The organism is Serratia sp. EWG9, from assembly GCF_019913725.1.
GTDB lineage: Bacteria > Pseudomonadota > Gammaproteobacteria > Enterobacterales > Enterobacteriaceae > Serratia > Serratia ureilytica.
The window spans coordinates 13,781-37,160 of the sequence record NZ_JADNRO010000014.1 but is presented as its reverse complement, the minus strand read 5'-3'; the positions used below and the strand labels follow the sequence as shown (position 1 = coordinate 37,160).

General features: G+C 60.6%; 19 protein-coding genes. 7 read left to right on the top strand and 12 right to left on the bottom strand.

Features of this window, described 5'->3' with window-relative positions:
* Nucleotides 1-88 precede the first annotated feature (88 nt).
* Nucleotides 89-1,597: a glycerol kinase GlpK gene (gene glpK, locus ITX55_RS22695; RefSeq protein WP_025304664.1), complete on the bottom strand. Its 1,509-nt coding sequence runs from the start codon at nucleotides 1,595-1,597 to the stop codon at nucleotides 89-91.
* Between the two features lie 42 nt (nucleotides 1,598-1,639).
* Nucleotides 1,640-2,485, bottom strand: coding sequence for an MIP/aquaporin family protein (locus tag ITX55_RS22690; protein WP_004931095.1), 846 nt, complete (start codon nucleotides 2,483-2,485; stop codon nucleotides 1,640-1,642).
* 524 nt (nucleotides 2,486-3,009) lie between these two features.
* On the opposite strand from ITX55_RS22690, the gene zapB reads away from it, so the two are divergent.
* The gene (gene zapB, locus ITX55_RS22685) at nucleotides 3,010-3,249 is read left to right on the top strand and encodes a septal ring assembly protein ZapB (protein WP_004931092.1); all 240 of its coding nucleotides are present in this window, start codon (nucleotides 3,010-3,012) and stop codon (nucleotides 3,247-3,249) included.
* Between the two features lie 60 nt (nucleotides 3,250-3,309).
* Here the strand turns inward: zapB and rraA are convergent, their stop codons facing one another.
* From rraA to priA, 7 genes are all read right to left on the bottom strand, one after another.
* A complete protein-coding gene (gene rraA / locus ITX55_RS22680; protein WP_004931090.1) occupies nucleotides 3,310-3,795 on the bottom strand; it encodes a ribonuclease E activity regulator RraA in 486 nt (161 codons plus the stop codon).
* A gap of 75 nt (nucleotides 3,796-3,870) precedes the next feature.
* Nucleotides 3,871-4,788: a 1,4-dihydroxy-2-naphthoate polyprenyltransferase gene (locus tag ITX55_RS22675; protein ID WP_108682193.1), complete on the bottom strand. Its 918-nt coding sequence runs from the start codon at nucleotides 4,786-4,788 to the stop codon at nucleotides 3,871-3,873.
* A gap of 96 nt (nucleotides 4,789-4,884) precedes the next feature.
* Nucleotides 4,885-6,219: an HslU--HslV peptidase ATPase subunit gene (hslU, locus tag ITX55_RS22670; RefSeq protein WP_033645212.1), complete on the bottom strand. Its 1,335-nt coding sequence runs from the start codon at nucleotides 6,217-6,219 to the stop codon at nucleotides 4,885-4,887.
* A gap of 12 nt (nucleotides 6,220-6,231) precedes the next feature.
* Nucleotides 6,232-6,762, bottom strand: a complete 531-nt coding sequence (hslV, locus tag ITX55_RS22665; protein ID WP_004931085.1) for an ATP-dependent protease subunit HslV — start codon at nucleotides 6,760-6,762, stop codon at nucleotides 6,232-6,234.
* 102 nt (nucleotides 6,763-6,864) lie between these two features.
* A complete protein-coding gene (ftsN, locus tag ITX55_RS22660; protein WP_033645213.1) occupies nucleotides 6,865-7,797 on the bottom strand; it encodes a cell division protein FtsN in 933 nt (310 codons plus the stop codon).
* 65 nt (nucleotides 7,798-7,862) lie between these two features.
* Complete coding sequence (gene cytR / locus ITX55_RS22655) at nucleotides 7,863-8,891, bottom strand: DNA-binding transcriptional regulator CytR (protein ID WP_025304661.1); 1,029 nt, start codon at nucleotides 8,889-8,891, stop codon at nucleotides 7,863-7,865.
* 291 nt (nucleotides 8,892-9,182) lie between these two features.
* On the bottom strand, nucleotides 9,183-11,378 hold the full coding sequence (gene priA / locus ITX55_RS22650) for a primosomal protein N' (protein WP_046687963.1): 2,196 nt from the start codon (nucleotides 11,376-11,378) through the stop codon (nucleotides 9,183-9,185).
* Between the two features lie 200 nt (nucleotides 11,379-11,578).
* On the opposite strand from priA, the gene rpmE reads away from it, so the two are divergent.
* A complete protein-coding gene (gene rpmE / locus ITX55_RS22645; protein WP_004931078.1) occupies nucleotides 11,579-11,794 on the top strand; it encodes a 50S ribosomal protein L31 in 216 nt (71 codons plus the stop codon).
* Nucleotides 11,795-11,871: 77 nt separating this feature from the next.
* Here rpmE and metJ read toward each other — a convergent pair whose 3' ends face one another.
* Nucleotides 11,872-12,189 (bottom strand): met regulon transcriptional regulator MetJ, encoded by a 318-nt coding sequence (metJ, locus tag ITX55_RS22640; protein WP_004931076.1) that lies wholly within the window; start codon nucleotides 12,187-12,189, stop codon nucleotides 11,872-11,874.
* 304 nt (nucleotides 12,190-12,493) lie between these two features.
* Here metJ and metB point away from each other — a divergent pair, with 304 nt between their 5' ends.
* The 3 genes from metB to metF all read left to right on the top strand — a co-directional run bounded on the left by metB (nucleotide 12,494) and on the right by metF (nucleotide 17,217).
* A complete protein-coding gene (metB, locus tag ITX55_RS22635) occupies nucleotides 12,494-13,654 on the top strand; it encodes a cystathionine gamma-synthase (protein ID WP_033645215.1) in 1,161 nt (386 codons plus the stop codon).
* Nucleotides 13,655-13,656: 2 nt separating this feature from the next.
* Complete coding sequence (locus ITX55_RS22630; RefSeq protein ID WP_033652207.1) at nucleotides 13,657-16,092, top strand: bifunctional aspartate kinase/homoserine dehydrogenase II; 2,436 nt, start codon at nucleotides 13,657-13,659, stop codon at nucleotides 16,090-16,092.
* A 228-nt stretch (nucleotides 16,093-16,320) separates the two neighbouring features.
* A complete protein-coding gene (gene metF, locus ITX55_RS22625) occupies nucleotides 16,321-17,217 on the top strand; it encodes a methylenetetrahydrofolate reductase (protein ID WP_033645217.1) in 897 nt (298 codons plus the stop codon).
* A 104-nt stretch (nucleotides 17,218-17,321) separates the two neighbouring features.
* On the opposite strand, the gene ppc is transcribed toward metF, so the two are convergent.
* Together ppc and argE are read right to left on the bottom strand one after the other, a co-directional pair.
* Complete coding sequence (gene ppc, locus ITX55_RS22620; protein WP_004931070.1) at nucleotides 17,322-19,958, bottom strand: phosphoenolpyruvate carboxylase; 2,637 nt, start codon at nucleotides 19,956-19,958, stop codon at nucleotides 17,322-17,324.
* Nucleotides 19,959-20,219: 261 nt separating this feature from the next.
* Entirely contained in the window at nucleotides 20,220-21,365 is a 1,146-nt protein-coding gene (argE, locus tag ITX55_RS22615; protein WP_033649896.1) for an acetylornithine deacetylase, read from the bottom strand.
* Between the two features lie 216 nt (nucleotides 21,366-21,581).
* On the opposite strand from argE, the gene argC reads away from it, so the two are divergent.
* Together argC and argB are read left to right on the top strand one after the other, a co-directional pair.
* Nucleotides 21,582-22,586 carry an N-acetyl-gamma-glutamyl-phosphate reductase gene (gene argC / locus ITX55_RS22610; RefSeq protein WP_025304655.1) on the top strand — a complete coding sequence of 335 codons (1,005 nt, stop codon included), beginning with the start codon at nucleotides 21,582-21,584 and terminating at the stop codon, nucleotides 22,584-22,586.
* A gap of 20 nt (nucleotides 22,587-22,606) precedes the next feature.
* Nucleotides 22,607-23,380 (top strand): acetylglutamate kinase, encoded by a 774-nt coding sequence (gene argB, locus ITX55_RS22605; protein ID WP_223085397.1) that lies wholly within the window; start codon nucleotides 22,607-22,609, stop codon nucleotides 23,378-23,380.

The following is a 23,380-nucleotide window of genomic DNA, read 5'->3' as shown; positions in this document are numbered from 1 at the left end:
GTCTATCACAGCGCGGCGGCGGCGGGGCGGGGCAAAAAAAAGCGCCGCCCGCAGGCAGCGCAATTTGGGGGTAACGGCAAGGCTGGGTTTAATCGTGATCTTCCCATGCCTGCGCGCGAGCCACCGCTTTTTTCCAGCCGCTGTAGCGGTAGTTGCGTTCGGTGGTTTCGATGCTTGGGCGGAATTCACGCTCAATCACCGCTTTGCTCTTCACTTCATCCAGATCGTTCCAGTAGCCGATGGCCAGGCCCGCCAGGAACGCGGCGCCCAACGCCGTCGATTCACGCACTTCAGGGCGCTCTACGCGGGTGCCGAGGATATCGGACTGGAACTGCATCAGGAAGTTGTTGGCGACCGCGCCGCCGTCCACGCGCAGCGATTGCAGGCGGGTGTTGGCGTCGGCCTGCATGGCGTCCAGCACGTCGCGCGTCTGGAAGGCGATGGATTCCAGCGTGGCGCGGATGATGTGGTTGCTGTTGGCGCCGCGGGTCAGGCCGAAGATGGCGCCGCGGGCATACGGATCCCAGTAGGGCGCGCCCAGGCCGGTGAAGGCCGGCACCACATAGACGCCGTTGCTGTCTTTCACCTTGGTGGCGAAATATTCGGAGTCGGCGGCGTCGCTGATCAGTTTCAGCTCGTCGCGCAGCCACTGGATAGACGCACCGCCGATGAACACCGCGCCTTCCAGCGCATAGTTCACTTCGCCGCGCGGGCCGCAGGCGATGGTGGTCAGCAAACCGTTTTTCGAGCGCACCGCTTCTTTGCCGGTGTTCATCAGCAGGAAGCAGCCGGTGCCGTAGGTGTTCTTCGCCATGCCCGGTTGAACGCACAGCTGGCCGTACAATGCCGCTTGCTGGTCGCCGGCGATACCGGCGATAGGAATACGCGTGCCGCCCTTGCCGCCGATGTTGGTCTGGCCGTATACCTCGGAGGAAGGACGGACTTTCGGCAGCATGGCGCGCGGAATGTCCAGCACTTCCAGCATGCGTTCGTCCCAGTCCAGCTCGTGGATGTTGAACATCATGGTGCGTGAGGCGTTGGTGTAATCGGTGACGTGTACGCGCCCTTGGGTCATCTTCCACACCAGCCAGGTATCGACGGTGCCGAACAGCAGTTCGCCGCGCTTGGCACGCTCGCGGGCGCCTTCGACGTTGTCCAGGATCCATTTCACCTTGGTGCCGGAGAAGTAGGGGTCAACCACCAGGCCGGTGTTGTGACGGATGTACTCTTCCAGGCCGTCGCGCTTGAGCTTCTCGCAGATGTCGGCGGTGCGGCGGCACTGCCAGACGATGGCGTTGTAGACCGGCTTGCCGGTCTCTTTTTCCCAGACGATGGTGGTTTCGCGCTGGTTGGTGATGCCGATGCCGGCGATCTGATCGGAATTGATGTCGGCCTTCGCCAGCACTTCTACCAGCGTCGAGCTTTGCGACGCCCAGATCTCCATCGGGTCATGCTCAACCCAGCCGGCCTTTGGATAGATCTGCGGGAATTCGCGTTGCGATACCGCAACGATGTTGGCGTCGTGATCGAGCACGACGGCGCGTGAGCTGGTGGTCCCTTGGTCGAGTGCGACAATGTATTTTTTTTCTACAGTCATGGTAATTATCCTGCTGTTGTTAACCGTTTAAAACTGCACCCATCACGCTTTACGCTGCTGGGTCTTGGCGTCGGGCTCTTCTTCCGTCACGCAGACGTCGCACGGCAGGTGGCGGCCAATCAGCGCGCGGTAACCGAAAGCGCCCAGGCCACAGCCGACGATAGGGGCGAAGATCGGCACCAGGAAGTACGGGATGTCGCGCGCGCCGGTGAAGGCGACTTTGCCCCAGCCGGCCAGGTAGGCGAACAGTTTCGGCCCGAAGTCACGCGCCGGGTTCAACGCAAAGCCGGTCAATGGTCCCATGGAGGCGCCGATCACGGCAATCAGAATACCGATCAGCAGCGGCGCCAGCGGGCCGCGCGGAATGCCGTTGCCGTCGTCGGTCAGCGCCAGGATCAGGCACATCAGGATCGCAGCGATCACCATTTCTACCAGGAATGCCTGGCCGACGGAGATGTGCGCGTTAGGGTAAGTCGAGAAGATGCCGGCCAGTTCAAGGCTTTCGTTGCTGCCGCGCACCATATGGTGAGCCGCTTCGAAGTCGAAGAACAGGTTGTAGTACAGCCCGTAGACCAGGGCGGCGGCGCAGAAGGCGCCGGCGATCTGCGCAATGATGTAAGGCACCACTTTGCGCCCGTCGAAGCAGGCGAACAGCCACAGGGCGAGGGTGACCGCCGGGTTGAGATGCGCGCCGGAAATGGCGGCGGTCAGATAGATGGCCATGGCGACGCCGAGGCCCCAAATGATGCTGATTTCCCACTGGCCGAAGCTGGCGCCCGCCAGTTTCAGTGCGGCAACGCAGCCTACGCCAAAGAAGATCAGCAGCGCCGTGCCGAGGAACTCGGCGATGCACTGGCCTTTTAATGTCGGACTGGTGGTTTGGCTCATAATGTTGGTGTCCTGCAAAACGGCGGTTGTTGGTTTATAGGCTCAGCCAGGTATACATCTGACCTATGGGCACAGTTTTTTTCATCTCGTCCAATTATTGAATGAGGACGTGATGTAAATTTATCGTTAACGAACATAAACGAGAAATAGCGAAATCAAAATGTGTGTGGCGCGTCATAAAATTGAGCGATTTCGCGTCGTTCAGTGTTCTTTCTGAGCCATAAAAGTGTGATCTGACCAGTGGTTTGGCGAGGGGCGTTAACAACTCGCGGCGGCGGCGGCGGGGATTTTCAGTTTTTACTGATGGCGAGGGCAGGAAAATTGCAACAGACTGCGCGATGATCCGGTATGTTGCTAGACAGGCGGAGACTGGCTACTTACAATCGTTTTTAACGAATCGAGACTGGCGCGCCTTCCGTAACGGCGCGCGTCACTGAGCGCGATGCAATATTCGCAGTAGCTGCAGCCGACGTTGCGGCCGCTACTTATAGATGTACGCCTTGCTATCATGAGGGGACTGAAGCATGTCATTTGAAGTATTTGAGAAACTGGAAGCAAAAGTACAGCAGGCGATTGATACCATCACCTTGTTGCAGATGGAAATTGAAGAGCTGAAAGACAAAAACAACTCTCTGTCGCAGGAAGTTCAGGCTGCCTCCGGCAACCACGAAGCGCTGGTGCGCGAAAACCAACAGCTGAAAGAAGAACAGCACGTATGGCAAGATCGCCTGCGCGCGCTGCTGGGCAAAATGGAAGAGGTTTGATTCCTTACGCCATGCAGCAACGAAAAGGGCGCCTGAGGCGCCCTTTTTCATGTCCGAAAATCACTCGATGTCGAGCGGGTCTTCGGAGAGGATGATGCCGGTGTTGTCGGCATACAGGTGGTCGCCGGAGAAGAAGGTGACGCCACCGAAGTTGACGCGGATATCGCTTTCGCCCACGCCTTCGCTTACGGCACCCGCCGGGATCGCCGCCATCGCCTGAATGCCGATGTCGAGCTCTTCCAGATCGTCCACCTGGCGCACCGCGCCGTACACCACGATGCCTTCCCATTCGTTCTGGGCGGCCAGGCGCGCCAGTTCGGCGTTGATCAGCGCCCGGCGTACCGAACCGCCGCCATCGACCAACAGCACGCGGCCGCGACCGTTTTCTTCAAGCAGATCGAATAACAGGCCGTTATCCTCAAAGCATTTCACCGTGGTGATCTGCCCGCCAAATGAAGTACGCCCGCCAAAATTGGAGAACAGAGGTTCAACAACGTTCACCTCTTCATGATAGATGTCGCAAAGTTCGGAAGTATCGTATTTCATAGGATTTTACGTCTGTTTGCCGCAGGAATGTTCAGTATATCCCTTTATTCGCCCTGTTGGCAAAATCATCAGTTTTTAACTGAGCGCCACGCCGATGGCGAACAGCAGGTTGGCCAGCAACGCCGCCTTGACCATATGCTCCAGCATCGGCCGCATGCCGACCGGCGTCGGATCGCGCAGCACGCGCAGGCCGTGGCGCACCAGCAGCGGGATCGCCAGCACGAACAGCCAACCCCACGGGCTGTGGAGGTTGAACAGCGTGAACAGCGCGAAACACAGCACCGCGCCGCCGAGCAGCAGGGCGTGGTAAATGCGCGCCTTGTGCGGGCCGAGACGCACCGCCAGCGTATTCTTGCCGTTTTCGCGATCGCTTTCGATATCGCGCAGATTGTTGATGTTGAGTACCGCCGTCGCCAGCAGGCCGCAGGCGGTAGCCGGTAGCATCACGACGCTGTCGAAGGTGTGCGTCTGCAAATAGTAGGTGCCGGCCACGCTCAGCCAGCCGAAGAACACCAGCACCGAGATGTCGCCCAGCCCCAAATACCCGTAGGGTTTGTTGCCGACGGTGTAGGTGATGGCCGCCACGATAGACAGCCCGCCCAGCACCAGGAAGCCCACCACGTCGCTGGGTTGCTCGCAGGCGACGGCGATCAGCGAACAGCCGGCGAGGGCGATCAGCACTACCGTCACCACCAGCGCCCGTTTCATCTGCGCCTGGGTGATCATGCCCTTTTGCATGCCGCGCAACGGCCCGATGCGATCTTCTTTGTCGCTGCCTTTGACCGCATCGCCGTAGTCATTCGCCAGGTTGGAGAGGATCTGCAGCAGACCGGCGGTCACTAGCGCCAGCAGCGCCACTTCAGGTTTCAGGCTGCCGTGCCAGGCGGCGATCGCCGAGCCGACCACGATGGAGGCAAAGGCCAACGGCAGGGTGCGGGGGCGTAGACTTTCGAGCCAGGCGGAAATCGGGGTGGTGGAGGTTGATGAGCTCATGTTTCGCTTCTGTCAGTAAGTTGCGGTGTCCGTTAGAAATAATTGTGGGAGGCAATGCCTCCCACACAGATGACTGACAAGACAATGATTGAGCGATTATAGGATAAAACGACTCAAATCTTCATCCGCCACCAGTTCATCCAGATGACTGCGCACGTAATCCGCATCAATTGTAATGGATTGGCCATTAATTTCACTCGCATCGTAGGAAATATCTTCCATCAGACGCTCCAGCACGGTGTGCAGACGACGCGCGCCGATGTTCTCGGTGCTTTCGTTGACCTGCCACGCGGCTTCGGCGATGCGGCGGATGCCGTCGGCGGTGAACTCGATATTGACGCCTTCGGTGCCCATCAGCGCTTTGTACTGTTCGGTCAGCGACGCGCTCGGCTCGGTCAGGATGCGCTCGAAGTCTTCGGTGGTCAGCGCCTGCAGCTCAACGCGGATCGGCAGACGGCCCTGCAGTTCCGGGATCAGATCCGACGGATTGGCGGTCTGGAACGCGCCGGAAGCGATGAACAGAATGTGGTCGGTTTTCACCATGCCGTGCTTGGTGGACACGGTGCAGCCTTCCACCAGCGGCAGCAGATCGCGCTGCACGCCTTCGCGGGAAACGTCCGGGCCGGAGCTTTGGCCGCCGCGCTTACAGATTTTGTCGATCTCATCGATAAACACGATGCCGTGTTGCTCAACCGCTTCGATCGCCTGCTCTTTCAGCTCTTCCGGGTTCACCAGCTTGGCGGCTTCTTCTTCCACCAGCAGCTTGAAGGCTTCTTTGATCTTCAGCTTGCGCGGTTTTTGCTTTTGGCCGCCGAGGTTCTGGAACATCGACTGCAGCTGGTTGGTCATCTCCTCCATGCCCGGAGGCGCCATGATTTCCACGCCCATCGGCGCGGCGGCCAGATCGATTTCGATCTCTTTGTCATCCAGCTGGCCTTCGCGCAGCTTCTTGCGGAATGCCTGGCGGGCGGCGGACGGTTCCTGGCCTTCTTCCGGCTGGCCCCAGTTGTTTTTGGCCGGCGGGATCAGCACGTCGAGAATGCGCTCTTCGGCCAACTCTTCGGCACGGGTGCGGTTTTTCTCGATCGACTGCATGCGAACCATTTTGATGGCGGCATCGGTCAGATCGCGGATGATGGAGTCCACTTCTTTGCCCACATAGCCCACTTCGGTGAACTTGGTGGCTTCAACCTTGATGAATGGCGCGTTGGCCAGCTTCGCCAGACGGCGGGCGATTTCGGTTTTACCGACGCCGGTCGGGCCGATCATCAGAATGTTTTTCGGGGTCACTTCGTGACGCAGCATCTCGTTGAGCTGCATCCGGCGCCAGCGGTTGCGCAGGGCAATGGCGACAGCGCGTTTGGCCTTGTTTTGGCCAATGATATAGCTGTCCAGTTCGCTGACGATCTCGCGCGGGGTCATTTCAGACATGGTATTCGATCCTTACGCTTTGGAAGGCAATTCTTCAATGGTGTGGAAATGGTTGGTGTAAATACAGATGTCGCCGGCGATGTTGAGGGATTTCTCAACGATGTCGCGGGCGCTCAGCTCGGTATTTTCCAACATGGCGCGGGCGGCGGCCTGGGCGTACGGGCCGCCGGAGCCGATGGCGATCAGATCGTTTTCCGGCTGCACCACATCGCCGTTGCCGGTGATGATCAGCGAGGCGGTTTCATCGGCGACCGCCAGCAGCGCTTCGAGCTTGCGCAGCATGCGGTCGGTGCGCCAGTCTTTCGCCAGCTCGACGGCGGCTTTCACCAGGTGGCCCTGATGCATTTCCAGTTTGCGTTCAAACAGTTCAAACAGCGTGAAGGCGTCAGCGGTGCCACCGGCGAAACCGGCGATCACTTTGTCGTTATACAGGCGACGCACTTTCTTGACGTTACCCTTCATCACCGTATTACCCAGGGTTGCCTGGCCATCACCACCGATGACGACCTGGCCGTTGCGGCGTACGCTTACAATTGTTGTCACGAGCAGACCCTCGTTAAAGACGGAAAGAAGTCCCCGCAGCGCCTGCTTTCGCAGACGCTACGAGGCATATTGAGAGTATAGATGGGGGGGGATTGACGCTTTTCAACCCCCAACGGAGAGGGGAATGCAACTCGACATGCCGACGCCCTTCAGGCGCGAAAGGGTTTTGTCCGCTGCGGCGCGGCTGCTGTAGGGGCCGAGCACCACGCGATTCCAACCGCCACCGGCGGTGATGCGGCTCTCGATGCCCTCGAACGCCAGGCGCGCACGCACGGATTCAGCCTGATCGGTGGCGCGGAACGAACCGCATTGCACCATCCACTTCTGTTTCGATTCCGGTTTGGTGTCCTGCTTGGCCGTTTCCTGTTTCACTTCCGGTTTGGGCTCCGGCTTCGGTTGCGGCTTCGGCTCAGGCTGTTTCACCTGTGCCGGCGGCGGGGTGACTTGCTTCGGCTGCTGGTGCTGCTGCACCGGCGCGGTGGTGGCCCCGTTGTTGAACGGGTTGCGCGGCGCCTGAGTGACCTGCTGCTGTTGCTGTACCGGCTGCTGCTGCATTTGCGGTTGTTGCATCTGCTGCTGGCGGTTGCCGCGCGCGTTGGCCTGGCCCGGATCGTTATACGGCACTTCATTCAGCTGCGTCGGGCGCTGTTGCATGTCGGCCTGCATCTGCTCCAGCAGTTGCCGTTGTTCGGCGGTCAGCTGAGTTTTGGAATTGAGCTCGCCGCCGGCCGTCGGTTCGGTCGGGGTTTGCACGCCGATCTGTCGGTTTTCCAGCTCTTTGATATAGCGCCAGCGCTCTTCCGGCTTCGGCGGCAGGCCGTTGCCTGGGCGAGTGGTGTGCGCAGGCAACAACGGCGCGTCTTCCGGCTTGTTGTGCGTAATGAAATAGAGGCCACCGACAAAGACAACCAGCAACGCGACGGCTAACGCCAGCACGGTTTTGGAAACCTTCGGAGAACTGCGTTTTTTACGGCTGGGGGTTTTGCGCTTAGCTCCTGCTGCGCGCCCACGGCTTACATAGTCTTTTTGTGCCACTATTATTCCGCTGTGTCCTGATGAGAGGATAAGTCCGTCATGTTACTGAACCCTAAAATATTTGACTAGCGTTTCGGAGCAGCGGTGCTGCCTCTGATAATCAATTCACTGTCCAAGAGTCGGGAGCCGCTGGCCACCGTCTGGCCGTTCAACTGCTCCAACAGCAACAACATCGCCTGCTGGCCGATCTGGAAGCGCGGCTGCGCCACCGTGGTCAGCGGCGGATCGCAATACTGCGCCAGCTTGAGGTCGTCAAAGCCGACGATCGACAGATCCTGCGGTACCCGCAGCCCCATTTTCTTCGCCTGGGACAGCACGCCGATCGCCATGACGTCGCTGTGGCAGAACACCGCCGTCGGTGGTTTCGGCTGAGCCATCAACTGGGTCAGCGCTTGCGCGCCGGCTTCGTAGGTAAAATCACCCCGGGTAATATAGCTGCTTTCGACGGTAATGCCATTACGGCGTAGCGCTTGAACATAACCTTGCAGCCGATAATGGCTCAGCGGCATCTGTTCCGGCCCGGCGACGCAGGCGATCTGCCGGTGGCCCAATTGATGCAAATAATGCACGGCTTCAAAGGCGGCGGTCAGGTTGTCGATATGCACCGTCGGCAGTTCCAGCTCGGGCGCGAACTCATTGGCCATCACCATCGGCGGCAGATTGCGCTGCTCTTCCTTGCTGGCGTCGAACGGTAGATTAGAGCCCAGCAGCAGCATGCCGTCGATCTGTTTGGTGATGATCAGATTGACGAAGGTGCGTTCTTGCTGGTTTTGCTGCGCGCAGTCGCCGATCAGCACCAGATAGCCTTGTTGGGCGGCGGTCTGTTCGATCCCCTGGATCACATCCGCGAAAAACGGATCGCAGATGTCGGGCACGATCACCAGGATGGTGCGAGATTCGTTGCGTTTGATATTGCGTGACAGAGCATGAGGAGAATAACCCACGGCCAGCACGGCCTGTTCCACTTTCTGACGCGTTGGCGTTGACACCTTTTCCGGATTCATCAGCGCACGCGATACGGTAGCCGTTGAAACGCCCGCCATTTCGGCGACGTCTTTCATGGTCGCCATGGATAACTCTTTCTTGTGTTCCAACGCCTTTCTCCTTGCGTCAGCCCCATGCCGACGCCACTACTGCTGTTTGCTCACAATGTCCGGCATGCGGTGGCGGGATTGTTGTCATTGAGCGCCACTCGCGTTCGAGCACTCCGTCGCGCTGCGATGTGGCGACAAAATTTGCCCTCGCAGACATTCTAAACAGAATACGCCCCGCCTTTGTTACCTAATTTGCATAAAAAATGTGACCTGAGAAGGTTTTTTAGCGTTCGCTCGCAATTTAAAGGGTAAACGTTTGCATGACGGCAGCTAAATCGGACTTTTCCGGGATCAGCTGTCGATCGGATCGACATCCAGCGTCCATTTCACCTTGCGCGTTTGCGGCAGGGTGCCGATCAGCGGCAGCGAGCTTTTCATCAGCTGTTGCAGGACGCGCCGTGTCGGATGCTGCAGCAGCAGCTGCCAGCGGAAACGGCCGCCGCGTTTGGACTGCAGCGCCGGCACCGGGCCCATCACCCACAGCGAATCGTCCTTAAGCGGACTGGCTTCCAACAGATTGCGCAGCTGCTGCAGGAACAGCGGGGCCTGTTGGTTATCGTGATCTTCGGCGCGCACGATGATGTGGCTGGTGTAGGGCGGTAGAAACACGCTGTTGCGCTCCGCCAGCGTCTGTTTGGCGAAGGCGTCGTAACCTTGTTGCAGCAGCACCTGCAATAACGGGTGCTCCGGGTGGTGGGTTTGCAGCAGCACTTCACCCTGTTTGCCCGCTCGCCCCGCGCGCCCGGAGACCTGGGTATAGAGCTGAGCAAAACGCTCGGCGGAGCGGAAGTCGGCGGAGAACAGCGCGCCGTCCACGTCCAGCAACGCCACCAGCGTGACGTCGGGAAAATGGTGGCCCTTGGCCAGCATTTGCGTGCCGATCAGAATGCGCGCTTCGCCGCGATGAATATCCGCCAGGTGCTGCTCCAGCGACCCTTTGCGGCTGGTGGTGTCGCGATCGATGCGGGTGATCGGCGTGTCGGGGAACAGCGGCGCCAGCTCATGTTCCAGCTGTTCGGTGCCGACGCCGACCGATACCAGGTGGGTGGAGCCGCACTGCGGGCATTGGTGCGGCACCGGTCGCTGGCTGTCGCAGTGGTGACAGCGCAGCTGGCGCTGATGCTGGTGGAAGGTGTAATAGTGATCGCAGCGCTGGCACTCGGCGATCCAGCCGCACTCGTGGCACAGCAGCGCCGGGGCGTAACCGCGGCGGTTGAGGAACAGCATCACCTGATTGCCGGCTTTTAAATGGTGCTGCATGCTTTTCAAAAGCGGCTGCGACAGGCCGACCTTCAGCGGCAACCCTTTCAGATCGATCAGATGCTGCGCCGCCGGTTTGGCGTTGCCCGCGCGCTGGGTGAGCTTCAACTGGCGATATTTGCCCAGCTGCACGTTGTGCAGCGTTTCCAGTGCCGGCGTGGCGGAGCCCATCACCATCGGGATATCTTCTTCCCGGGCGCGGAACACCGCCAGATCGCGGGCGTGGTAGCGCCAGCCTTCCTGCTGTTTATAAGAGCTGTCGTGCTCTTCGTCGATGATGATAACGCCCAGTTGCCGGAACGGCGTGAACAGCGCCGAGCGGGTGCCGATGACGATAGCGGCTTCGCCGCTGCGCGCGCGCAGCCAAACCGCCAGCCGTTCGCTGTCGTTCAGCCCGGAGTGCAGCACGTCCACCGGCGCGTTGAAGCGCTCGCGAAAGCGGGCGATGGTTTGCGGCGTCAGGCCGATTTCCGGCACCAGCACCAGCGCCTGCCGGCCTTTGGCCAACACGTTTTCCAGCACGCTGAGATACACCTCGGTCTTGCCGGAGCCGGTGACCCCGGCCAGCAGCCAGGCGGCAAACTGCTCATCTTCGCTTCGGATCGCCCCGACGGCGGTGGCCTGTTCGGTATTCAGCCGCAGCCGCTCGCCGAGCACCGCAAAGTTGGGGCGCCAGTCCTGCGTGGCCGCGACCTGAGCGCGCAGATCGATCAGCCCTTTGGCGCGCAGCGCCTGCAGGGCGCTTTCCGTCAGCTCAAGCTGGCTGACCTGATGGCGATAGACCGGGCGTTGCAACAGCGCCGCCAGCGCCTGCTGCTGTTTCGGCGCGCGTTTCAGGCTTTCGGGCGGCGTGGCGCGCCCCTCTTCGGTGGCGAACCACTGCCACAGCGGCGCGGCCTCGGCCGGTTTGCCTTGGCGCAGCAGGATCGGCAGCGCGTGGAACAGCACTTCGCCGATGGGATAGTGGTAGTAATCGCTGGCCCAGCGCAGGATGCGCCACAGGCTGGGGGAGAACAGCGATTCCGTGTCGATCACGCTGTCGATCGGTTTGAGCTTGTCCAACGGCAGTTCGCTGGTGTCGCTGCAGCCGGTGACGATGCCGATTGCATGCTGCCTGCCCCAGGGCACGCCCACGCGCGCGCCGGCCACCGGCTGCATGCCGGGCGGCAGCAGATAGTCGAAGGTGCGGGCGAGGGGGACCGGCAAAGCAACGTGTACGACGGGCATGATCTCATCCAAATTGAAAAAAAGTGGGCATCAGTTTACACGGCGCATCGGCAAATGTACGGTTCCGATTGCGCGCCCCGACTAATGCTGTATAATTTGCCGCCTTTGGTATAATTCGATACCAAAATTCTATTATCAACCACGTGTGGTGTCTGGCGAAACAGGGCTGGATAGCGACACGGCCTTAACTGAGGTTTCCCATGAAACAAGGTATCCACCCAAAATACGAAGAAGTTACTGCTAACTGCTCTTGCGGTAACGTGATGAAGATCCGCTCCACCGTGGGCCACGATCTGAACCTGGACGTTTGTGGCGCATGCCACCCGTTCTACACTGGCAAGCAGCGTGACGTTGCTACCGGTGGCCGCGTTGACCGCTTCAACAAGCGTTTCAGCGTACCAGGCGCTAAGAAATAAGATTTCTTATCGACCGATGAAAAAGGCGCCCTGGGCGCCTTTTTTCTTTTCTGCCGCCGGCGTTCGCCGGGCGGTTCTCAATATTCCCAGGTATCGGGATCGACACCCAGTTCGCGCATCAACGCTTTTGCGGCTTCCGGGATTTCATCGCTGCGCTCTTTGCGCAGGTCTTCATCGTTCGGCAGCGGCTGGCCGGTAAAGGCATGCAGAAACGCTTCGCACAGAAGTTCGCTGTTGGTGGCGTGGCGCAGGTTGTTCACCTGGCGACGGGTCCGTTCGTCGGTGAGGATTTTCAGGACCTTCAGCGGAATGGATACCGTGATCTTTTTGACTTGCTCGCTTTTTTTACCGTGTTCAGCGTAAGGGCTGACATACTCGCCGTTCCACTCAGCCATGGGACACCTTAACTTTGTCAGAAAAATTACAAAATTCTAAAAACCGGCCAATTATGCCCGATCTTCACTGTTCTCACTAAATAAATGTCAATTTTACGCGACCAGGGTCACTGAATGCCCCGCTTCGGCCAGGCATTGCCGCTTAACATCTTATCGTCATGTCATATCGGCATAATTTTAGCGGGTATTGTGTCATTGCTCAATCTATACGCAAAGAAGTTTAGATGTCCAGATGTATTGACGTCTATCAATCCTGCGATTACTCTTTAGGCCTCATTCACCGAACCGAGAGCCGAGCGAGCCCATGACGCGTAAACCAGCCACGATTGCCGTACGCAGCGGCCTGAACGACGACGAACAGTACGGCTGCGTTGTCCCGCCGATTCATCTGTCCAGCACCTATAACTTTACCGACTTCAATCAACCCCGAGCTCATGACTACTCGCGCCGCGGCAACCCGACGCGCGACGTGGTGCAGCGCGCGTTGGCGGAGCTGGAAGGCGGCGCCGGCGCGGTGATGACCGGCAGCGGGATGTCGGCGATCCATCTGGTGACCACCGTACTGCTGAAGCCCGGCGATCTGCTGGTGGCGCCGCACGACTGTTACGGCGGCAGCTATCGGTTATTCGACAGCCTGAGCAAGCGCGGCGCTTATCGCGTGCTGTTCGTCGATCAAGGCAATGAGGCCGCCCTGCAACAGGCGCTGGCGCAAAAGCCGAAGCTGGTGTTGATAGAAAGCCCCAGCAATCCGCTGCTGCGGGTGGTGGACATCGCGGCGATCTGCGCTGCCGCGCACGCGGCGGGCGCGTTGACGGTGGTGGACAACACGTTCCTCAGCCCGGCCCTGCAACAGCCGATCGAACTCGGTGCCGATCTGGTGGTCCATTCTTGCACCAAATACCTGAACGGGCATTCGGACGTGGTGGCCGGCGCGGTGATCGCCAAAGATCCTGAGCTGGCGGTCGAGCTGGCCTGGTGGGCGAACAACATCGGCGTGACCGGCGGCGCGTTCGACAGCTATTTGTTGCTGCGCGGCATGCGCACGTTGTCGCCACGCATCAAGGCGGCGCAACAAAACGCTGAAGCGATTGTTGACTATTTACAGCAGCAACCGCTGGTGAAAAAGCTGTATCATCCCTCCCTGCCGGAGAATCCGGGGCATGAGATCGCCCGTCGTCAGCAGCGCGGTTTCGGCGCGATGCTGAGTTTTGAACTGGACGGCGATGAAGCGGTGCTGCGCCGTTTTCTCTCTGCCCTTGAGCTGTTTACTCTGGCAGAATCGTTGGGCGGCGTAGAAAGCCTGATCTCGCATGCAGCGACCATGACTCACGCCGGCATGGCGGCGGAGGCGCGGGCAGCGGCCGGCATCTCCGAGAGCCTGCTGCGCATTTCCGTGGGTATTGAAGACAGTGAAGATTTGATTGCCGATCTGGAACGCGCTTTCCAGGCGGCGGCAACGAGGTAAGCATGAATGCAATTGCTGTAGCAGGGCCGGTGAGCGGGCGTCAACTGCACAAGTTTGGCGGCAGCAGTCTGGCGGATGTGAAGTGTTATCTGCGTGTGGCCGGGATTATGGCGGAATACAGCCAGCCGGGCGACATGATGGTGGTATCGGCCGCCGGCAGTACCACCAACCAGTTGATCAACTGGCTGAAGCTCAGCCAGAGCGATCGCCTGTCTGCGCACCAGGTGCAGCAGACGTTGCGTCGTTATCACAGCGATCTTATCAGCGGCCTGTTGCCGCCGGAAAGCGCCGAGCCGCTGATCGCCGAGTTCATTCAGGATCTGGAACGCCTGGCGGCGCTGCTGGACGGCAACGTCGACGACGCGTGCTACGCCGAAGTGGTCGGGCACGGCGAGATTTGGTCGGCGCGCCTGATGGCGGCGGTGCTCAACCACCTGGACATGCAGGCGGCCTGGCTGGATGCGCGTGACTTCCTGCGCGCCGAGCGCGCCGCGCAGCCGCAGGTGGATGAAGGCCGTTCTTACCCGCTGTTGCAACAATTGATGGCCCAACACCCGGGTAAACGCCTGGTAGTGACCGGGTTCATTTCGCGCAACGACGCCGGGGAAACCGTGCTGTTGGGGCGTAACGGCAGCGACTACTCCGCCACTCAGGTCGGCGCGCTGGCCGGCGCTGCGCGCGTCACCATCTGGAGCGACGTGGCCGGGGTTTACAGCGCCGATCCGCGCAAGGTGAAAGACGCCTGCCTGCTGCCGCTGCTGCGTCTGGACGAAGCCAGCGAGCTGGCGCGTCTGGCTGCGCCGGTGTTGCACACCCGTACCCTGCAGCCGGTCTCCGGTAGCGATATCGATCTTCAGCTGCGCTGCAGCTATCAGCCGGAGCAGGGCTCGACGCGCATTGAGCGCGTATTGGCTTCCGGCACCGGCGCCAAGATTGTCACCAGCCACGACGATGTGTGCCTGATTGAACTGCACGTTGCCGCTCAGCATGACTTCAAACTGGCGCAGAAAGAGTTGGATCTGGTGCTCAAGCGCGCGCAGATCAAACCGCTGGCGGTGGGCATCCACCCAGACCGCAACCTGGTGCAGCTGTGCTACACCTCCGAGGTGGTCAACAGCGCGCTGGCGACGCTGCAGGCCGCGGTGCTGCCAGGCGAGCTGCGCCTGCGCGAAGGATTGGCGCTGGTGGCGATGGTCGGCGCCGGGGTGTGCAAGAACCCGCTGCACAGCCACCGTTTCTATCAGCAGCTGAAAGATCAGCCGGTCGAGTTTATCTGGCAGGCGGAAGATGGCATCAGCCTGGTGGCGGTATTGCGCCAGGGGCCGACCGCGCTGCTGATCCAGGGGCTGCACCAAAGCCTGTTCCGCGCCGAGAAGCGCATCGGTCTGGTGCTGTTCGGCAAGGGCAATATCGGGTCGCGCTGGCTGGAGCTGTTCGCCCGTGAGCAGACCAATATCTCCGCGCGCAGCGGCTTCGAATTTATCCTGGCGGGGGTGGTGGACAGCCGCCGCAGCCTGCTGAACTATGACGGGCTGGACGCCAGCCGCGCGCTGGCATTCTTTGAGGACGAAGCGCAGGAGCTGGATGAAGAATCGCTGTTCCTGTGGATGCGCGCGCACCCGTTCGACGATCTGGTGGTGCTCGACGTGACCGCCAGCGAAGAGCTGGCCGGGCAGTATCTGGATTTCGCCAGCTACGGTTTCCACGTGATCAGCGCCAACAAGTTGGCGGGGGCCTCGTGCAGCGACAGCTATCGCCAAATACGCGACGCCTTCGCCAAAACCGGCCGCCACTGGCTGTATAACGCCACCGTCGGCGCCGGCCTGCCGGTCAACCACACGGTGCGCGATCTGCGCGACAGCGGCGACAGCATTCTGGCGATCAGCGGCATCTTCTCCGGCACGCTCTCCTGGCTGTTCCTGCAGTATGACGGCACGGTGCCGTTCACCGAGCTGGTGGATCAGGCCTGGCAGCAGGGGCTGACCGAACCGGATCCGCGGGTCGATCTCTCCGGCCAGGACGTGATGCGCAAGCTGGTGATCCTGGCGCGCGAGGCGGGCTACGACATCGAACCGAACCAGGTGCGGGTCGAGTCGCTGGTGCCGGCGGGGTGCGAGCTGGGCTCCGTCGATCAGTTCTTCGAGAACGGTGAGGCGCTGAATCAACAGATGCAACAGCGCTTTGAGGCCGCCAGCGAAATGGGCCTGGTGCTGCGCCACGTGGCGCGTTTCGACGCCAACGGCAAGGCGCGGGTCGGCGTGGAGGCGGTGCGCCCTGAGCATCCTCTGGCCTCGCTGCTGCCGTGCGACAACGTGTTCGCCATCGAAAGCCGCTGGTATCGCGATAATCCGCTGGTGATCCGCGGGCCGGGCGCCGGCCGCGATGTGACCGCCGGCGCGATCCAGTCAGACCTTAACCGATTGGCGCAGCTACTTTAATCCTCTGCGGGCGCGGGCTCACCGCGCCCCTTGGCTTTTCCTGCCATACTTATCTTTGCCGCGATCATGAAATTCCCTCGTTGAGCGGGTGAGGATTAATCATCTTATTCCCCTCATTTTCCTGTTGACTCTTTAGCCAACATGCGGCATTTTCTATCTAGACGTCTAAACGTATAGACGCTCATCAAGATGAAATAAAAACAGTGATCGATAAGAGGTGAGCAGGGTATGAGTTTTTTCCACGCAAACCAGCGGGAAGCGCTGAATCAGAGTCTGGCGGAGTTGAACGGCCAGATTAACGTATCATTCGAGTTCTTCCCGCCACGCACCAGCGAGATGGAAGAGACCCTGTGGCAGTCGATCGATCGTCTGAGCATCCTCAAACCTAAATTCGTTTCCGTCACCTACGGCGCCAATTCCGGCGAGCGCGATCGCACCCACAGCATCATCAAAGGGATCAAGGAACGCACCGGCCTGGAGGCGGCGCCGCACCTGACCTGCATCGACGCCAGCCCGGCGCAGCTGCGCGACATCGCGACCGATTACTGGAACAGCGGCATCCGCCATATCGTGGCGCTGCGCGGCGATCTGCCGCCGGGCGGCGGCAAGCCTGAAATGTACGCGACCGATCTGGTGGCGCTGCTGAAAGACGTGGGTGACTTCGACATTTCCGTCGCCGCTTACCCGGAAGTGCACCCGGAGGCGAAGAGCGCCCAGGCCGATTTGATTAACCTGAAACGCAAGATCGATGCCGGCGCCAGTCGCGCGATTACCCAGTTCTTCTTCGACGTTGAGAGCTACCTGCGCTTTCGCGACCGCTGCGTCGCCGCCGGTATCGACGTGGAAATCGTGCCGGGCATTCTGCCGGTGTCCAACTTCAAGCAGCTGCAGCGCTTCGCCACCATGACCAACGTGCGGGTGCCAAGCTGGATGACCAGCATGTTCGAAGGGCTGGACGACGATGCGGAGACCCGCAAAATGGTCGGTGCCAACATCGCCATGGACATGGTGAAGATCCTGAGCCGCGAAGGGGTGAAAGATTTCCACTTCTATACCCTGAACCGCGCCGAGATGAGCTATGCCATCTGCCACACGCTGGGCGTGCGACCGGTGGCCGCCGCCTGACGGGCTTGCTCCATTGAAAAGGGCGCCGCTTTACCGCGGCGCCCTTTTTTTGTGGGGGAGACATAAAAAAACGGCCCCGATAAACGGGGCCGCGATGAGGCTCACTAGCCGGTGTTGCGCATCCCGGCGGCGACGCCGGCGATGGTGACCATCAGCGCCTGCTCCACGCGGGCGTCCGGCTGTTCCTGCTGGCGCGAACGGTGCAGCAATTCGGCCTGCAAGACGTTCAACGGGTCGGTATAGACGTTGCGCAGCGCGATGGATTCGGCGATCCACGGCAGGTCTTCCATCAGGTGCGCATCGTTGGCGATGGTCAGCACCACCTTGATGTCGCTTTCCAGCTGATCGCGCAGCTGTTGGCCCAGCGGCCACAGCGATTTATCCACCAGGCGCTGATCGTAGTATTCCGCCAGCCACAGGTCGGCTTTGGCGAACACCATTTCCAGCATGGCGATGCGGGTGGAGAAGAACGGCCAGTCGCGACACATCGCCTCCAGCTCCGCCTGTTTGCCGGCTTTCACCGCTTCCTGCAATCCGGCGCCGGCGCCGAGCCAGGCCGGCAGCATCAGGCGGTTCTGCGTCCAGGCGAAGATCCACGGAATGGCGCGCAGGCTCTCTACGCCGCCGTTCGGCTTGCGCTTGGCCGGGCGCGAGCCCAGCGGCAGTTTGCCCAGCTCCAGTTCCGGCGTGGCCGCGCGGAAGTAAGGCACGAAGTCCGGGTTTTCACGCACGTAGCCGCGATACATTCGGCAGGAGGTCTCGGACAGGTCGTCCATCAGCGCCCGCCATTCTTTCTTCGGTTCCGGCGGCGGCAGCAGGTTGGCCTCGAGGATCGCGCCGGCATACAGCGCCAGGCTGCTGATGGTGACTTCCGGCAGGCCGAACTTGAAGCGGATCATCTCGCCCTGTTCGGTGACGCGCAGGCCGCCCTTCAGGCTGCCCGGCGGCTGCGACAGCAGCGCCGCATGCGCCGGAGCGCCGCCGCGGCCGATGGAACCGCCGCGGCCGTGGAACAGCGTCAGCGCCACGCCGGCCTTTTCACAGGTTTTGATCAGCGCGTCCTGCGCGCGGTACTGCGCCCAGGAAGCGGCCATCACGCCGGCGTCTTTCGCCGAGTCGGAATAGCCGATCATCACCATCTGTTTGCCCTGGATGAAGCCGCGATACCAGTCGATGTTCAGCAACTGGGTCATTACGTCGTCGGCGTTGTTCAGGTCGTCGAGGGTTTCGAACAGCGGGGCGACCGGCAGCGCGAACGGGCAGCCGGCCTCTTTCAGCAGCAGGTGCACCGCCAGCACGTCGGAAGGCGTGCGCGCCATCGAAATCACATAGGCGGCGATCGAGCCCTGCGGCGCTTCGGCAATCACCCGGCAGGTTTCCAGCACTTCCTGCGTGTCGGCGCTCGGTTGCCATTTCAGCGGCACCAGCGGGCGTTTGGAGTTCAGTTCGCGGATCAGGAACGCCTGTTTATCGGCTTCCGACCAGCTTTCATAGTCGCCCAGCCCCAGATAGCGGGTCAGCTCGGCGATGGCTTCGGTATGGCGGGTGCTCTCCTGACGCACGTCGATGCGCACCAGCGGCACGCCGAAGCAGCGCACGCGGCGCAGGGTATCCAGCAGTTGACCATTGGCGATGATGCCCATGCCGCAGGCCTGCAGCGACTGGTAGCAGGCATACAGCGGCTCCCACAGCTGCTCGTTGTTCACCAGCAGGTCGTGCGGTTTCAGCACGCGCTCGCCCTTCAGGCGACCTTCCAGATAAGCCTGGGAACTCATCAGCTGGCTGCGCAGCTGCTTCATGATTTCGCGGTAAGGCTCCTGCACCTCATCGCCGCCGGCGCGGGCGCGCAGCTCAGGGGTGCACTCGGTCATCGACAGCTCGGAGACCAGCACCTGGATGTCGCGGGTAAACAGGTCGCAGGCTTTCCAGCGGCTGAGCAGCAGCACATGGCGGGTAATTTCGGCGGTGACGTTCGGGTTGCCGTCGCGGTCGCCGCCCATCCAGGAGGTGAAGCGCACCGGCACCGCTTCCACCGGCAGGCTGTAATCGATGGAGTTTTCCAGCTGTTCGTTGAATTCGCGCAGGAACGCCGGCACGCCTTCCCACAGGCTGTTTTCCACGACGGCAAAACCCCATTTGGCTTCGTCGATCGGGGAAGGGCGGTGTTTGCGAATTTCATCGGTGTGCCACGACTGGGCTACCAGCTGACGCAGGCGGCGCATGATCTTGTTGCGCTCGTAGTCGGCCAGATCGTTGTGATCGAGCTGGCTGAGGCAGGTGTTGACCTCCACCAGCTTGTGGATCAGGGTGCGGCGGGTGATCTCCGTCGGGTGCGCCGTCAACACCAGCTCGATGGAGAGTTGCGACACCGCGTGCTGCAGCTCTTTGTCGCTGAGCTTTTTGTCTTTGAGACGGCTGAACAGTTGGGCCAGCGCTTCCGGGTTGCTGGCGGCTTCGCCGTTGGGCGAAATGCTGTGGTACTGCTCGGCGACGTTGGTCAGGTTGAGGAACTGGCTGAAGGCGCGCGCCACCGGCAGCAGCTCGTCGTTGGACAGGTTCTGCAGGGTGGAGAGCAGCTCCTGGCGATGCGCTTCGTTGCCGGCGCGTGAGGATTTGGAAAGCTTACGGATGGTCTCAACGCGATCGAGAATATGCTCGCCCAGCGCTTCTTTGATGGTATCGCCGAGCAATTTGCCGAGCATACTGACATTACTGCGCATTGCCGAATATTGTTCGTTCATATAACCCCTGACCCAGTTCTGTATGTATGATTTTTATCTTGTAAATAAATTTCACGCGTCAGGCGCAGACCGCCTGCCTGATCACATCGCGTTCCTGTCCAATCGTCAATTGACACTATTTTTAGCAAAAAAACATCAAAATCGGCGCATTTTCTGAAATTTAATTACGCCGCGTGGGTTATCAGCGTGGCTTATTTCGCTGCTTTCTACTTATTTTGAGTTAGGGGAAGCATAAAGCATTTCCCCTGCTAAATGTCGGGTTTATTGCCGGCAAAAGTGATTGACCAGCTGGCCCAACAGTTTGCGCGTCGGTTCGATAAACGCGGTGTCGATGTATTCATCTGGCTGGTGGGCCTGATCGATGGAACCGGGGCCGAGCACCAACGTCGGGCAGACCTGTTGCACGAACGGCGCTTCGGTGCAGTAGTTGACCACCTGCGTGCGGGTGCCCAGCAGCTCCTCGATCACCGCTACCATGCGGTGGTCGGTCGGGCATTCGTAGCCCGGTACCGACGCGTGCAGCTCTTCGATGGTCAGGCGGCCCGGCCAGCGTTGGCTTACCGGCTCCAGCGCCTGATGCATCAGTTCGTTGATGTTGTCGAGCGTCATGCCGGGCAGTGGGCGGATATCCAGGTGCAGTTCGCAACAGGCGCAGATGCGGTTGGCCGCGTCGCCGCCGCTGATATGGCCGAAGTTCATGGTGGGATAAGGCACGGCGAACGCCGGGTTGTTGTAGCGCTCCTGCAGGGTCTTGCGCAGCTCCATCAGGCGGCCGATGGACTCGTGCATCAGATCGATGGCGTTGACGCCGCGCGCCGGATCGCTGGAGTGGCCGGACTGGCCGACGATGCGAATGGCGTTGGCCATGTGGCCCTTGTGCGCGCGCACCGGCTGCAGCGAGGTCGGCTCGCCGATGATGGCGAAATCCGGACGAATGGCGGTAGAGGCGGCGAAGTAACGCGCGCCGGCCATCGTCGTTTCTTCATCTGCGGTGGCTAAAATGTACAACGGCTTGGTCAGCTTGCTCGCGTCGATATCGCGCACCGCATCCAGAATAAAGGCGAAGAAGCCTTTCATGTCGGCGGTGCCCAGCCCGTAGAGCTTGTTGTCGTGCTCGGTCAGGGTGAAGGGATCGCGCGTCCAGCGGCCTTCGTCGTAGGGCACCGTATCGGTGTGGCCGGCCAGCAGCAGGCCGCCGCTGCCTTCGCCGATGCTGGCCAGCAGGTTGAATTTGTGGCGCGACTCCGGCACCGGCTGTACGTCGACGCGAAAGCCCAGGTCGGCAAACCATCCGGCCAGCAAGTTGATTAACGCCTCATTGCTCTGATCGAGGCCGGCATCGGTGGCGCTGATTGACTTCGTTGCGATCAACGCCCGGTACAGCTCAATAAATGGAGGTAATTTCATCTTCACTGTTGACAGCCTTAGGTTAGGATAGTATCAATATTCATGCATTTATTTTGAATAAAAATACAGTAAGCCGAAGCGTAAGGGAACCCGATGCCCGGATGTTTATAAAAGCATCAACGCCTGGCTCCGTGGGTGAACGGCGCAACAACGCTGGCTAGCCCTGTTACCTGGGTCGCAAGCGACCGCACGTCAGTTTAGAAGGTGAAAGGCCACATGTTGAATACGCTGATCGTTGGTGCCAGCGGTTACGCCGGAGCGGAGCTCACGGCTTACCTGAATCGCCACCCACACATGAACATAACCGCTTTAGCGGTTTCAGCGCAAAGTGCAGATGCAGGAAAGTTGCTTTCCGATCTCCATCCCCAGTTGAAAGGCATCGTCGATCTGCCGCTGCAGCCGTTGACTGACGTCGCCAAGGCGGCGCAGGGCATCGACGTGGTGTTCCTCGCCACCGCCCATGAAGTCAGCCACGATATCGCACCGGCTTTCCTGGCGGCGGGCTGCGTGGTGTTCGATCTGTCCGGCGCCTTCCGCGTGCAGGACGCCGGTTTTTATAGCCAGTACTACGGTTTCGAGCATCAGCATGGCGCTCTGCTGGAGCAGGCGGTGTACGGCCTGGCGGAGTGGCAGAGCGACAAGATTAAACAGGCGCAGCTGATCGCGGTGCCGGGCTGTTACCCGACGGCGGCGCAGCTGGCGCTGAAACCGTTGATCGAAAAACAGCTGCTGAATCTGGATCAGTGGCCGGTGATCAACGCCACCAGCGGCGTTAGCGGCGCCGGGCGCAAGGCCAGCATGACCACCAGCTTCTGCGAAGTGAGCCTGCAGCCGTACGGTATTTTCACTCATCGGCACCAGCCGGAGATCGCCGCGCACCTGGGCGTGCCGGTCATCTTTACGCCGCACCTGGGCAATTTCCCGCGCGGCATCCTTGAAACCATCACCTGCCGTCTGAAAGCCGGCGTGACCGCGCAGGACGTCGCGGCCGCCTATCATGCCGCCTATGACGACAAGCCGCTGGTGCGGCTGTACGACCAGGGCGTGCCGGCGCTGAAAGCGGTGGTGGGGCTGCCGTTCTGCGACATCGGTTTTGCGGTGCAGGGCGAGCATCTGATCGCCGTGGCGGTGGAAGACAATCTGCTGAAAGGCGCGGCGGCGCAGGCGGTGCAATGCCTGAATATCCGTTTCGGCTTCCCGGAAACCCAATCACTCCTTTAAACCAGCGTGAGTAAACAGCAATGAACCCGTTAATTATCAAGTTAGGTGGCGTGTTATTAGACAGTGAAGAAGCGCTGGAGCGTCTGTTTACCGCGTTGGACAGCTATCGGCAGCAGCACCAGCGCCCGCTGGTGATCGTGCACGGCGGCGGCTGCGTGGTGGACGAACTGATGAAGCAGCTCGCTTTGCCGGTGGTGAAAAAGAACGGCCTGCGGGTCACGCCGGCCGATCAGATCGACATCATCACCGGGGCGCTGGCCGGCACCGCCAACAAAACGCTGCTGGCGTGGGCGACTAAACACCAAATCAACGCCGTCGGCCTGAGCCTGGCGGACGGCGGCAGCGCGGTCGTGACCCCGCTCGATCCGGCATTGGGCCACGTCGGCAACGCGCAGCCCGGTTCGCCCGCGCTGCTCAATACTCTGCTGGGCGCCGGCTACCTGCCGGTTGTCAGCTCCATCGGCATCACCGCCGAAGGGCAGTTAATGAATGTGAACGCCGATCAGGCGGCGACGGCGCTGGCGGCGACGCTGGGGGCGGACCTTATCCTGCTGTCGGACGTCAGCGGCATCCTCGACGGCAAGGGCCAACGCATTGCGGAAATGACGGCGCAAAAAGCGGAACAACTGATCGCGCAAGGCATCATCACCGATGGTATGGTGGTGAAGGTGAATGCGGCGCTCGACGCTGCCCGCACCCTCGGCCGCCCGGTGGATATCGCCAGCTGGCGCCATGCCGATCAGCTTCCTGCTTTGTTTAACGGCGTGTCGATTGGCACCCGGATCCTCGCTTAA

Coding starts and splice junctions, on each gene's coding strand:
- glpK (WP_025304664.1), bottom strand. CDS start 1,597: ATGACTGTAGAAAAAAAATACATTGTCGCACTCGACCAAGGGACCACC.
- ITX55_RS22690 (WP_004931095.1), bottom strand. CDS start 2,485: ATGAGCCAAACCACCAGTCCGACATTAAAAGGCCAGTGCATCGCCGAG.
- zapB (WP_004931092.1), top strand. CDS start 3,010: ATGTCATTTGAAGTATTTGAGAAACTGGAAGCAAAAGTACAGCAGGCG.
- rraA (WP_004931090.1), bottom strand. CDS start 3,795: ATGAAATACGATACTTCCGAACTTTGCGACATCTATCATGAAGAGGTG.
- ITX55_RS22675 (WP_108682193.1), bottom strand. CDS start 4,788: ATGAGCTCATCAACCTCCACCACCCCGATTTCCGCCTGGCTCGAAAGT.
- hslU (WP_033645212.1), bottom strand. CDS start 6,219: ATGTCTGAAATGACCCCGCGCGAGATCGTCAGCGAACTGGACAGCTAT.
- priA (WP_046687963.1), bottom strand. CDS start 11,378: ATGCCCGTCGTACACGTTGCTTTGCCGGTCCCCCTCGCCCGCACCTTC.
- rpmE (WP_004931078.1), top strand. CDS start 11,579: ATGAAACAAGGTATCCACCCAAAATACGAAGAAGTTACTGCTAACTGC.
- metJ (WP_004931076.1), bottom strand. CDS start 12,189: ATGGCTGAGTGGAACGGCGAGTATGTCAGCCCTTACGCTGAACACGGT.
- metB (WP_033645215.1), top strand. CDS start 12,494: ATGACGCGTAAACCAGCCACGATTGCCGTACGCAGCGGCCTGAACGAC.
- ITX55_RS22630 (WP_033652207.1), top strand. CDS start 13,657: ATGAATGCAATTGCTGTAGCAGGGCCGGTGAGCGGGCGTCAACTGCAC.
- metF (WP_033645217.1), top strand. CDS start 16,321: ATGAGTTTTTTCCACGCAAACCAGCGGGAAGCGCTGAATCAGAGTCTG.
- ppc (WP_004931070.1), bottom strand. CDS start 19,958: ATGAACGAACAATATTCGGCAATGCGCAGTAATGTCAGTATGCTCGGC.
- argE (WP_033649896.1), bottom strand. CDS start 21,365: ATGAAATTACCTCCATTTATTGAGCTGTACCGGGCGTTGATCGCAACG.
- argC (WP_025304655.1), top strand. CDS start 21,582: ATGTTGAATACGCTGATCGTTGGTGCCAGCGGTTACGCCGGAGCGGAG.
- argB (WP_223085397.1), top strand. CDS start 22,607: ATGAACCCGTTAATTATCAAGTTAGGTGGCGTGTTATTAGACAGTGAA.